11 protein-coding genes are annotated in these 12,177 nt (G+C 62.6%); 6 read left to right on the plus strand and 5 right to left on the minus strand.

Annotation, left to right across the window (positions count from 1 at the left end):
* Positions 1-65: 65 nt before the first annotated feature.
* From allB to ACTX90_RS16400, 4 genes are all read right to left on the minus strand, one after another.
* Positions 66-1,448 (minus strand): allantoinase AllB, encoded by a 1,383-nt coding sequence (allB, locus tag ACTX90_RS16385; RefSeq protein WP_047120347.1) that lies wholly within the window; start codon positions 1,446-1,448, stop codon positions 66-68.
* Positions 1,449-1,591: 143 nt separating this feature from the next.
* Positions 1,592-3,385 carry a glyoxylate carboligase gene (gene gcl / locus ACTX90_RS16390; protein ID WP_443442467.1) on the minus strand — a complete coding sequence of 598 codons (1,794 nt, stop codon included), beginning with the start codon at positions 3,383-3,385 and terminating at the stop codon, positions 1,592-1,594.
* A gap of 322 nt (positions 3,386-3,707) precedes the next feature.
* On the minus strand, positions 3,708-4,607 hold the full coding sequence (locus ACTX90_RS16395) for a 2-hydroxy-3-oxopropionate reductase (RefSeq protein WP_113607217.1): 900 nt from the start codon (positions 4,605-4,607) through the stop codon (positions 3,708-3,710).
* 39 nt (positions 4,608-4,646) lie between these two features.
* Entirely contained in the window at positions 4,647-5,444 is a 798-nt protein-coding gene (locus ACTX90_RS16400) for a hydroxypyruvate isomerase family protein (RefSeq protein WP_161449862.1), read from the minus strand.
* Positions 5,445-5,924: 480 nt separating this feature from the next.
* Here ACTX90_RS16400 and ACTX90_RS16405 point away from each other — a divergent pair, with 480 nt between their 5' ends.
* The 3 genes from ACTX90_RS16405 (at position 5,925) to ACTX90_RS16415 (ending at position 8,470) form a co-directional block, all read left to right on the plus strand.
* A complete protein-coding gene (locus tag ACTX90_RS16405) occupies positions 5,925-6,050 on the plus strand; it encodes a hypothetical protein (RefSeq protein WP_272926293.1) in 126 nt (41 codons plus the stop codon).
* A gap of 131 nt (positions 6,051-6,181) precedes the next feature.
* On the plus strand, positions 6,182-7,711 hold the full coding sequence (locus ACTX90_RS16410; protein WP_443442468.1) for an NCS1 family nucleobase:cation symporter-1: 1,530 nt from the start codon (positions 6,182-6,184) through the stop codon (positions 7,709-7,711).
* A 9-nt stretch (positions 7,712-7,720) separates the two neighbouring features.
* Positions 7,721-8,470, plus strand: a complete 750-nt coding sequence (locus ACTX90_RS16415) for an aspartate/glutamate racemase family protein (RefSeq protein ID WP_047120352.1) — start codon at positions 7,721-7,723, stop codon at positions 8,468-8,470.
* 815 nt (positions 8,471-9,285) lie between these two features.
* Here the strand turns inward: ACTX90_RS16415 and ACTX90_RS16420 are convergent.
* On the minus strand, positions 9,286-9,579 hold the full coding sequence (locus ACTX90_RS16420) for a hypothetical protein (RefSeq protein WP_443442469.1): 294 nt from the start codon (positions 9,577-9,579) through the stop codon (positions 9,286-9,288).
* A gap of 184 nt (positions 9,580-9,763) precedes the next feature.
* Here ACTX90_RS16420 and ACTX90_RS16425 point away from each other — a divergent pair, with 184 nt between their 5' ends.
* From ACTX90_RS16425 to ACTX90_RS16435, 3 genes are all read left to right on the plus strand, one after another.
* On the plus strand, positions 9,764-10,000 hold the full coding sequence (locus tag ACTX90_RS16425; protein ID WP_146955994.1) for a hypothetical protein: 237 nt from the start codon (positions 9,764-9,766) through the stop codon (positions 9,998-10,000).
* 243 nt (positions 10,001-10,243) lie between these two features.
* Positions 10,244-11,341: a fatty acid desaturase family protein gene (locus ACTX90_RS16430; protein WP_443442470.1), complete on the plus strand. Its 1,098-nt coding sequence runs from the start codon at positions 10,244-10,246 to the stop codon at positions 11,339-11,341.
* Between the two features lie 467 nt (positions 11,342-11,808).
* A complete protein-coding gene (locus tag ACTX90_RS16435; protein WP_047120355.1) occupies positions 11,809-12,012 on the plus strand; it encodes a cold-shock protein in 204 nt (67 codons plus the stop codon).
* Positions 12,013-12,177 lie beyond the last annotated feature (165 nt).

The following is a 12,177-nucleotide window of genomic DNA, read 5'->3' on the forward strand; positions in this document are numbered from 1 at the left end:
CAAAAACACCCCAGGATGCCGCCGGCCACCGGCGGCATCCTGGGGTGTTGCGACTCTCTGCGGTTCTAGGCTTCGCCGCGGCGGATCAGCTTCCCGCGGGGGGTCGCGAAGTCCACGTCGTTGCCGGCGATGATCGAGCGGCGCACCACGCCGGCCAGGGTCTTGCCGTGGTACGGCGAGATCGGGTTCTTGTGGTGCAGCTTCTCCACGTCCACCACGAAGGCGTCCTCCGGGGCGAACAGCGCGAAGTCCGCATCATTGCCCAGGGCGATGGAGCCCTTGTGCTTCAGGCCCGCCAGCTCGGCAGGCTTCACCGCCATCCACTGCACAACCTGTTCCAGGGCGATGCCACGCTTCTGCGCTTCGGTCCAGATGAGCGGCAGGCCCAGCTGCAGCGAGGCGACGCCGCCCCAGGCCACGCCGAAGTCGCCGTTCTCCACGTCCTTCAGGTCGATGGTCGAGGGCGAATGGTCCGAGACGATGCAGTCGATGATGCCTTCTTCCAGGCCCTTCCACAGCAGCTCACGATTGGAGGCCTCGCGGATCGGCGGGCAGCACTTGTAGGCGGTGGCGCCGTTCGGGATCTCCTCGGCCAGCAGCGTCAGGTAGTGCGGGCAGGTTTCCACAGTGATCTTCACGCCGTCCGACTTCGCGGTCTTGATCATCGCCAGCGCATCCGAGCTGGACAGGTGCAGCACGTGGGCGCGTACCCCGGTCCAGCGGGCGCGCTCGATCACCTGGGCGATCGCCACGTTCTCCGCGCCGCGCGGACGCGACTTCAGGAAACGGTCGTACTGGTCGCCCTGGGCTTCCGGGGCGTGGTCGATGGCGCTGGAGTCCTCGGCGTGCACGATCATCAGCGAGTCGAAAGACTTCAGGACCTCCATGTCCTCTTCCATCTCGTCCACGGTCAGCGACGGAAACTCGTCGACGCCCGAGTGCAGCAGGAAGCACTTGAAGCCGAAGACGCCGGCGTCGTGCAGCTCGCGGAGGTTCTCCTTGTTGCCGGGGATCGCCCCGCCCCAGAAGCCGATGTTCACGTAGGCCTTCGGCTGCGCCGCGGCCTTCTTGATCTCCAGCGCTTCCAGATTCACCGTCGGCGGGATGGTGTTCAGCGGCATGTCGATGATGGTGGTGACACCGCCCGCGGCGGCGGCCTTGGTGGCGGACTCGAAGCCCTCCCACTCGGTGCGGCCCGGCTCGTTCACGTGCACGTGGGTATCGACCAGGCCCGGGAGCAGCACCTCATCGGCTCCAACGTCGATCACGCGTTCGCCCTGCAGGTTGTTGCCCAGGGGTTCGATCGCGACGATCTTGCCGTCGCGCACGCCGATTTCCCGCGCGGAAATCCCCGCGGTGGTCAAGATGCGTTCTCCGCGCAGCACCAGATCGTACTGGGCCTGTGCGGATGAACGTGCGTCGTGTTCAACAGCTTCGTTGATGCTCATGAGGCGTTCCTACTCGTTTGAAATCTGTACTTCGTGATTCAGGCTCTAAATGAGTCTAATTGGTTGTGGCGCGGGACACACCCTTTTGGTGAACCGGTGTCCCGCGCCAAACTTCGTGGTGACTAGGCAGTGACGACTGGCCTTCAGGCATCCACGGTGACACTGCCGCCCAGCGGCACCAACGCGGTTGGCGCATCGCCAGGCTCCAATGCCAGGTCCTCGAATTCATTGACGGCATCCAGCTGCGCGCCCATCGCGATGTTGGTGACCTTTTCCAGGATCACTTCCACCACCACCGGCACCTGGTGCTCGTCGGCCAGGTCCTTGGCCTGGGCGAAGCCCTCGGCCAGCTTGGCAGGGTCCTGAACGCGCACTGCCTTGCAGCCCAGGCCCTCGGCGACTTTGACGTGGTCCACGCCGTAGCCGTTGGTCTCGGGGGAATTGATGTTGTCGAAGCCCAGCGAGACGTGGTAGTCCATCTCGAACGGTCGCTGCGACTGGCGGATCAGGCCCAGGTAGGAGTTGTTCACGACCACGTGCACGTACGGCAGCTTGAACTGCGCGCCCACGGCGAGCTCCTCGATCATGAACTGGAAGTCGTAGTCTCCGGAAAGGGCGACCACGCGCTCGCCCGGCTTGCCGCGCACGACGCCCAGGGCGGCCGGTCCGGTCCAGCCCAGCGGGCCGGCCTGTCCGGCGTTGATCCACTTGCGCGGACCATAGACGTGCAGCATCTGCGCGCCGGCGATCTGGCTCAGGCCGATGGTGGACACATAGGTGGTGTCCTGGCCGAAGGCCGCGTTCATCTCCTGGTACACGCGCTGCGGCTTGATCGGGATGTTCTCGAAGTTGGTCTTGCGGTGGCCGGTGCCCTTGCGGGCGGTGGCCGCATCGGCCCACTGCGAGTAGTCCGGGAGCGATCCGGCGGCCTTGCGCTCGCGCACGACCTCCAGGATCGCGTCGATCGCCGCGCCGGCGTCCGAAGCGATGCCCAGGTCCGGGGAGAACACGCGTCCGATCTGGGTGGACTCGATGTCCACATGGATGAACTTGCGCCCCGCGCGGTAGGTGTCCAGCGCTCCGGTATGCCGGTTGGCCCAGCGGTTGCCCAAGCCCAGCACCACGTCGGACTCCAGGAAAGTGGCGTTGCCGTACTTGGTGTGGGTCTGGATGCCGACCATGCCCGACTGCAGGCGGTGGTCATCCGGGATGGCGCCCCAGCCCATCAGGGTCGGGGACACCGGGATGTTCAGCTCTTCGGCCAGCTCGACCAGCTTCCCGGACGCATTGGCGTTGATCACGCCGCCGCCGGCGATGATGATCGGCTTGGTGCCGCTGGTCAGCAGGTCGACGATCTTCTCCGCCTGGCCGCGGGTGGCCTTGGGCTTCTCAACCGGCAGCGGCTCGTAGGCGTCGATGTCGAAGTCGATTTCCGCCAGCTGCACGTTGATCGGCAGGTCCAGCAGTACCGGGCCGGGGCGCGAGGAGCGCATGACTTGGAAGGCCTTGGCGAAGGTCCCCGGAACCAGGCCCGGCTCCAGGATGGTGGAGGCGTACTTGGTGACCGGCTTGGCAATGGACTCGATATCCACTGCCTGGAAGTCTTCCTTGTGCAGCACGCTGGTCGGCGCCTGTCCGGTGATGCACAGCATAGGGATGGAGTCGGCGATCGCGGCGTACAGGCCGGTGATCATGTCGGTGCCGGCAGGGCCGGAGGTGCCCAGGCACAAACCGATCTTGCCGGTGGCCCGCGAGTAGCCGTCAGCCGCGTGGCTGGCACCCTCGACGTGGCGGTGCAGGGTGTGGCGGATGCCGCCATGCGCCTTCATCGCCGAGTACAGCGGGTTGATCGCGGCGCCTGGCAGGCCGAAGGCCTCGGTGGCGCCTTCCTTTTCCAGAATCAGCACAATGGCGTCTACAGCGCGCATTTTTGCCATGGGTTTCACGTCCTAAGAATTTTCGGGTGCCCGGTGCCGGCGGAACTGAGCGGGAACGCCGGCGGCGGGTCTTGGAGAGAGGGAGAGGTAGTGTCCTGCGGCGGACACCCGGGCGCATGAGTCACCATGACTTCGCGCCCTTGAGCATCGGAATCCGGCACTGAACTGGAACAGAGCTCAGTGCGCGCCGCTGATGTTTTCTCGTGCGGTGCCGTGTCATCACCGGCAGCAAGTCAGCAGCATCTGTGGGATCGGCGCGCGGCCGGATATCCGAGGGATTGAAGGTGCCCGGCGAGTCCGCCGCAGGAAGTTTTTCGGTCGGCTAGGCGCCGACGGTTTCCTCGACCTTGCCCGACAGGCGCTGTACGCCGCGGAAGAGGCCCGAGTGGTCCAGCGCACCGTCGCCGCTGGCCACGGTGGAGGTCACCAGCTGGGCGACGAGTGCGCCGAGCGGAAGCACCACGCCGGCCTCGCGGGCGGCGGAGGTGACGATGCCCATGTCCTTGTTGTGCAGGGCCAGGCGGAAACCCGGGGCGAATTCGCGGTCCAGGATCTTCTGGGCCTTCTGGTCGAGCACAGCCGAGCCGGCCAGGCCGCCGCCGAGGACCTTGATGGCCGCGTCGGCGTCCACGCCGTAGGCCTCGAGGAAGACCACTGCCTCGCTCAGCGCCTGGATGTTAGCGGCGACGATCAGCTGGTTGGCGGCCTTCACGGTCTGGCCGGAGCCCGACGGGCCGACCAGCACGATGGTCTTGCCCACCGCGTCCAGCACCGCCGCGGCGGCATCGAAGTCAGCCTGCTCGCCGCCGACCATGATGGACAGCACGCCGCCGATCGCGCCGGCTTCGCCACCGGAGACCGGGGCATCCAGCGGACGCAGACCCGCGGCGCGGGCGTCTGCGGCCAGGCTGGCCGAGACGTCAGGGCGGATCGAGGAGGTGTCGATCCACAGTGCGCCGGCCTTCGCGTTGGCGAAGACGCCGTCCTTGCCGGAGACAACGGCTTCCACGTCCGGGGAGTCCGGCACCATGGTGATCACCACGTCAGCGTCCTCCACGGCCTCGGCGACGGATCCGGCGCCCTTGCCGCCGGCGGCGACCAGGGCGTCGATGGCCCCCTGGCTGCGGTTGAAGCCGGTGACGGTGAAGCCGGCGTTGACCAGGTTCTTCGCCATTGGCAGGCCCATGATTCCCAGGCCGATGAATGCTACGTTCTGCGACATGTTTCTACTCCAAAAAATTTGCGGTGGTGCGATGGGTGCTTAGGCGCTGGCGGAAGCGGTCTTCAGCCAGTCGAAGGCGGTGGCGGCGTCCTGCTTGTATTCCAGGGAGACCTTGCCCGCGTAGCCCAGCTCGCGGGAGCGGCTGATCCAGTCCAGCAGAGGCAGATTGCCGGTGCCCGGAGCTCCGCGGCCCGGGGCGTCGGCGATCTGGATGTGGCCGAAGTCCTTGGCGTGCGCCTCGATGACGGCTGCCACGTCGTCGCCGTTGACCGCCAGGTGGTAGAAGTCGGCCAGCAGGGCGATGTTCTGGCCGCCTGCCACCTTGACCGCGTCCACCACAGCGAGTGCGTCCGCGGCGGTCTTCAGCGGGTAGGCCTCGGTGCCGGAGACCGGCTCGATCAGCACGGTGCCGCCGATCTTGGCGACTCCCGAGGTGGCGGCGAGCAGGTTCTTCACTGCCAGCTCGTCCTGCTCCGCCGCGGTGAAGCCGTCCAGGCGGTTGCCGTACAGGGCGTTGAAGGAGGTGCAGCCGGTGGCTTCGCCGATGGCGGCGACCACTTCCACATTGTCCTTGAACTCGCCGCAACGTCCCTTCCAGGAGACCAGGCCGCGGTCGCCGGCAGGCATGTCGCCGGCGAAGAAGTTCAGTCCGTCCAGCTGCACGCCGGCGTTCTTGATGGAAGCAACGAATTCGTCGACCTGCTTATCGGTCGGCACGGCCTCTGCGAAGGGCCACCAGAACTCGACGCTGTCGAAGCCGGCAGCCTTGGCTGCGTCGGCGCGCTCCAGGACTGGGAGTTCGGTGAGCAGGATCGAGCAGTTCAGAGTGTACGACACTGGTTTTTCCCTTCGAGACCGTGCCCCAAGATTCCGCTTTATGGAATTTGGGTTTTGCTTTATGAAAACTGTAGGGCGAGATCCGCGTCACTGTCAAGCGCTACCCGGAACCCCGCGAAACATCGCGGGCAGCCGGCGCTAAATAAGTCTCCGTGCACCTCCGAACCGCCCGGGCCGACGCGCGAAAAAACTGATTTTTTTCCACGAGGCGAACAAATTTCTCCGAGATTTTTCCAAATTTGGCCCGCAGCACGAGGGGGCCGATGGCACCCCTCAGCCCGACCTGATGAATTTCTTGCATCAGGGCGCCGCGCCCCCGCGCCCCTCTAGTGCGAAACGAAATATTTCACCCGCGTCCAGTTATCTCGCATTGCGGAATCTGTATTTTTTATTGCGGTAATGTGACCCATCACATACAGTTAATTCACCAAGCACGATTGGCACATATCTCGGAGTCAGATTCAATACTCAGGAGCAGCCATGCAGAATCACTTCAGCACGGAGCACAGCATGAACCCGGTCGGCGAAACTTCGCTTCCGGTCCTGCCGTTCTCCGGCACGCCGGCAGAGTTCTATTCGAACTTCGGCATGCCGATCTACCCGTAGCGCCCCTCCCGCCGCCGTCGAACCCACGCGTTCAGACCCGCCGCGCACGCCTACCAGTAGATCCCGCCGCCCCGCCATCATCCAGGCACTTCCCGCCTTCCGGCCGCGGCCCCTGTTAAAGGATGTCCATCATGGCGCAGAATACGCCTCAAGCTTCGTCTGCCCTTGCGGCAGAAACCGGGCACAACCGGTCGGGAATCGACCCCGCCAACCCCTATGAGCTCAGCCCCTCGCTCTACAACCAGGATCTCGCCCCGACCACCCGGTCCGGACGCACCTGGAGCGCCTACAGCATCTTCACCCTGTGGGCCAACGACGTGCACTCGCTGGGCAACTACGCTTTCGCCATCGGGCTCTTCGCCCTGGGCATGAGCGGCTGGCAGATCCTGGGCGCGCTGGGCATCGGCGCGGTCCTGCTCTTCGCGCTGCTGACCCTCTCGGGGTTCATGGGCGAGAAGACCGGCGTCCCGTTCCCGGTCATGAGCCGCATCGCCTTCGGCATCAACGGCGCCCAGATCCCTGCGCTGCTGCGCGGGGCTGTTGCCATCGCCTGGTTCGGCATCCAGACCTTTCTGGCCTCCCAGGTGCTGTCCGTCATGGTTATCGCCCTGGCGCCCGGCGCCGCAGGCCTGACCGAGACCAGCTTCCTCGGCCTGAACACGCTGGGCTGGATCTGCTTCGTGGCCCTGTGGGGCATCCAGCTGGTCATCGTCAGCTACGGCATGGAGATGATCCGCAAGTACGAGGCATTCGCCGGCCCGATCATCCTTGTCACCTTCCTGGCGCTGGCGATCTGGATGCTCTTCGAATCCGGATTCAACGTCTCCATGCACACCAGCACCCCCAAGTCCGGGCTGGACATGTGGGTCGGCATGTTCGGCGCCGCCGCCCTGTGGGTCTCCATCTACGGCACCTTCGTGCTGAACTTCTGCGACTTCACCCGCGGCGCGGTCTCCAAGAAGGCAATCGTGCGCGGCAACTTCTTCGGCATCCCGCTGAACATGCTGTTCTTCGGCGCCATCGTCGTGGTTCTGACCGGCACGCAGTTCTCCATCAACGGGGACATCATCAGCTCGCCGTCCGACGTGGTCGAGGCGATCCCGAACACCTTCCTGCTGCTGCTGGCCTCCGGCGCGCTGCTGGTGCTGACCATCGCGGTGAATCTGATGGCGAACTTCGTCGCCCCGACCTACGCGCTGACCAACCTGTTCCCCAAGCACCTGGACTTCCGGAAGGCGGCGCTGATCTCCGGCGCGATCGGCCTGGCCATCCTGCCGTGGAACCTGTACAACTCGCCCGAGATCATCAACTACTTCCTGGGCGGCCTGGGCGCGCTGCTCGGCCCACTGTTCGGCATCATCATGGCGGACTACTGGCTGGTGCGCCGTGCGCGCATCAACGTCATGGACCTGTACCGCTCCGAGCCGGACGGCACCTACTACTTCACCCGCGGCTTCAACTTCCGCGCGATTGCCGCCCTGGCCATCAGCTCCGTGATCGCGTTGCTGCTCGCGTTCGTCCCGGCCCTGCACGTTCTCGGCGCCTTCGCCTGGTTCCTGGGATCGGGCGCCGGCGCGCTGACCTACCTGGCCTTGGCCAAGCGCCACCAGAACCTCGTCGACCTGGACGGCGAAGCCATCGCCGTCACCCCGAAGCACTAGGAGCCGACCATGCGCATTCTTGTACTGAACGTGAACACCACCGCATCCATGACCCACGCCATCGGCGACTCCGCCCGCCAGGTCGCCTCCCCCGGCACCGAAATCGTGGAGCTGACCCCTGACTTTGGCGCCGACAGCTGCGAGGGCAACTTCGAAAGCTACCTGGCCGCGCTGGCCGTCATGGACAAGGTCGCGAACTACACCGAGCCCTTCGACGCGGTCATCCAGGCGGGCTACGGCGAGCACGGGCGCGAGGGCCTGCAGGAGCTGCTGGACGTTCCGGTGGTGGACATCACCGAGGCCGCCGCGTCCACCGCCCAATTCCTGGGCCACAAGTACTCTGTGGTCACCACCCTGGACCGCGCGGTGCCGCTGATCGAGGACCGGCTGAAGCTGGCCGGGCTCACCGACCGGCTGGCCTCGGTGCGCGCCAGCGGGCTGGGGGTGCTGGAGCTGGAATCCGACCCGCAGCGCGCGGTGGAAGCCATCGTCGAGCAATCCCGCGCCGCCGTGGAGCAGGACAAGGCCGAGGTCATCTGCCTGGGCTGCGGCGGCATGGCCGAGCTGGAGGAGCAGGTCGCTGCGGCCACGGGCGTGCCGATCGTCGACGGAGTCCGCGCCGCGGTCACCATCGCCGAATCACTTGTCCGCATGGGGCTGAGCACCTCCAAGGTACGCACCTACGCCCCGCCGCGTCCCAAGCAGATCACCGGCTGGCCCATCACCCGCCAGCCGGCCGACGCCGGGACGCGCGCCTAGCAAACAGGGAGTCCCAGCCTAGTTGCCGCACAGAATCCCGTCCTAGACTCGTAAGTACCTCATGAAGGTGCGAGTGATGACATGGAGATCCCCGCTGCTGATGCAGCGGGGATCTCTTCACGTCAGCACTAACAGATAAAAGAAATCAACGCGCAATTGTCACGATGTGCGGGTTTCCAAGTCCAACCTAACCCCACCGGGCAATCCCTCCAATCGGAGCGATCCGCGAATTGAACGGTAGATATGGCCAATTATGTGTGCAGCTAGAAGTTTGCTGGATATCAATTCCTACATTCCGCGGGGATTGCGCCCATCACTGTCTTCTCGGGCCGCCCAGTAGATCGAAAAGGCGTCGACGTTGGCTGTATCATCGCCTGACCGAACCAGCACAGGTCTCCCGGTCTTGAAGTGCCGCTCCATCTCAGCTACCAATGAGCAGTGCAGATCGAGGACCCTTCGAATGCATACTACGAACTTCCCAAGGCACGGGACTAGCTATCCGAGCTAGTCACGAACTTGGATATCAGGACCAAGGCCGAGTTCTGCCAGCTGGCCTTCGTTGAATAGCGGAGCGCAAGAAGTCACGTCATGGCCGCGGCTTCATGAGCTGTTCATTTGCACCGGCGAAAACAAGGCTCGAATGATTGATGGAACGATCAGGTCCGCCATTCGTGTCATGGTTCTTCTCAAGCCGGTCCGAGAGACCCGAATGGCGGCCTCAAGACGACTGGCAGCTCCATTGCAAACTTCAGAATGCAGCGATGCCCTACCTCTGTCTCGATCTCTTACAGGAGTGATGCAGTGCTGGCGTGGATTCATTCATGGTAGATGACGTCCTCGGCGAAGCACCAGATGCCAAAGAACTCATCCTTGTCGTCTGTCGTAAGGACATAAACCAATCCCTGGGCCCGTTTGGTCGCTCTTGCTTCCAAACATACATTGGCTCCCAATATCGGCAGAGTTGCTGAAACTTGCTTAAAAGGTGAGTAGTAGACCGTTTTAGCGTTCCTGTTTGGATTGAAGCGCAACACATCGTAGGTGGCTCCGCGGTAATTGAACTTGCGACCTGAGGGGTCTTTAGTAGGGGGCGGCTTCTTTGATTCACTCACTTCTGGAACTTTAGACCCAAAAGCAAATATTCGACTGCACCACGGAGGCACCACACAGGTCCGCCGCGGGGAAAACACGAGGATTTGCAATCCTCAATACCCTGTTAGGCTCAAGTAGCCGCTGACGTTACGCCGCAAGTACTGAAGAATCATCCGGTTTCATCTTCACTGACAGGAATATCGCATGGGCAACAGCCCTGAAGCAGCATTAGGCATCGCCTTACTCACCTCTCTCGTTCGCCAAGACCGAGAAGCATTCCTGATCATCGCTTCCGAGCTCAAAGGCGGTAATGCACAAGCCGTGGCTATCCTTGCACGACTCGGAGAAGCAATGGTCGGAATGATCGCTGAGTTGCTCCAAGTTAGCAATGAGGAAGCCCTCACGCGCATTGCAGCATCCCTCGCACTCAACGCTGAATAGATTCCGAAGAACCAGGTGGCCGGACATGCTCTGACATCAAAAGAGAAACGAGCGTAAGCACCTGCCGTGGATAGTGATTCGGTTAGCAACTAACCACTTCTACCAAGCACTTTCCCGAGGAAGAATGAAAACTTTGGAGCTGTCGTTGAAGGCACTGTAAAGCCGAGTAGACTTTTGAACTACAGGCTCGGTCTGGTAGCACACCTCCACGACATAGCGAGCACTTTCAAACAAGGACATTATTTGCCTCGTAGTTCTCTGCTGGTATCTCCAGCTCCCACCGTGAAACCCGGTGATCCTCAAAGCTTTTTCCACGTCAAGAAACTGGTCGGCGATGCCGGGCTGATCCGGCGCCGGCCCGGGCATTACCTGGGCATCGGCATCGTGCTTGCCGCGTTGCTGGCGGGCACCGTGGCAGGCATGCTGCTGCTGGGCGAGAGCTGGTTCCAGCTGCTCATGGCCGCCGCGCTTGGCCTCTTGCTCACCCAGTTCGCCTTCCTGGCCCACGAAGCAGCACACCGCCAAATCCTGGCCTCCGGCAAAACCAACGACAAGCTCGGCCGCTTCCTGGCCAACTTCGTGGTCGGCATCAGCTACCAGTGGTGGATCAACAAGCACAGCAAACACCACGCCACCCCCAACACCATCGGCAAGGACCCGGACATCGAATGGGACACCATCTCATTCCAGCCCGCCGACGCCCAACGCCAACGCGGCCTGCTCAAATGGATCACCCAGCGCCAAGGCTACCTGTTCTTCCCGCTGCTGACCTTGGAAGGGCTGAACCTGCATCTGCAGTCCATCAAGTACCTGTTCGTCGGCCAGCGGGTGAAGCACCGCCGCCGCGAACTGATCTCGATCGGCCTGCGCATTGCCCTGTACCTGGGCGCCATCTTCTTCCTCTTGCCGATAGGCATGGCCTTCGCCTTCCTCGGCGTGCAGCTGGCGATCTTCGGCATCTACATGGGCGCCTCGTTCGCGCCCAACCACAAGGGCATGCCCCTGGTGCCCACGGACGCCCGCATCGACTTCTTCTCGCGCCAGGTGCTCACGGGACGCAACGTGTTGGCTCGCTCCAGCTTCGGCAACAGCGTGCTCTCGCACGTCTACGGCGGGTTGAACTACCAGGTGGAGCACCACTTGTTCCCCTCGATGCCGCGCGCCAATCTGGCAGGGGTTTCAAGGATCGTGCGCAGCTACTGCGCCGAGCACCGGATCCCCTACACCGTGGCCAGCGTCCGCGAGTCCTACGCCCAGGTCATCTCCTACCTGAACAAGGTCGGGCTTTCGGGCCGCGACCCGTTCGAGTGCCCCATGATTTCCGGGTACCGGCTCTCGTAAACAGCATTCGTTCAGCAGGTGAAACGCTGAAGATGGCTCCAGGCATGCTCACCGAATCCGCCTAACCGCCGACCTGAATGAGTCAACCGCGCTAAGCATGGTAGGCTCACTCGTGGATGCTATGCCGCTAAGCAAAAGTTGTATCGCCTCTTTTTTGGATTTTTAATAAGCGCCTCCTCGGAAGAAACTTCCATATGAGCGAGTCGCGTCTCTTGAAATATTCGTCCCGACTTCTTATGTCGGGCATTCGGTTGGACACCTGGTTTCTATAGGACCTATCCGACCGCTCACACATGCATCTGGATCGAAGTTTCTGTATACCCGGACTCAGAATTCGATGTTCTGGTCGAAGAGCCCACTTGGGCTCGATGAAAATTCATTTGATGCATCCCAGACTTACTGCGTGCTGCCCAGGCGGCACATGCTTAAACCCCGGTCTCACCGCTGGCAAAGATTTAGGAATACACATGGCTACTGGCACTGTTAAATGGTTCAACTCGGAAAAGGGCTTTGGCTTTATCGCTCCTTCAGACGGATCCGCCGACGTTTTCGCACACTACAGTGCGATCCAGAGCTTCGGCTTCAAAAACCTTGAAGAAGGCCAAGCCGTTGAATACAAGCTTGAAGCTGGCCCTAAGGGTCCTCAGGCTACCGAGATTCAGACGCGCTAAACGCATCTAGCAATTACCAAATGAGTCTGGGTGGGCATAAAGCCCACCCAGACTCGTTTTTATTAAGGTGTCTCGTCGCTCATCATGAAAATTCGAGAAGCACAGCAGCGGACGGAGGATTTTCCTGCGGCTTCGCGAGGAGGCCTAGGAGTTTATCAGCTCTAC

It is taken from the genome of Glutamicibacter soli (assembly GCF_052322135.1).
In the GTDB taxonomy this organism is placed as follows: domain Bacteria; phylum Actinomycetota; class Actinomycetes; order Actinomycetales; family Micrococcaceae; genus Glutamicibacter; species Glutamicibacter soli.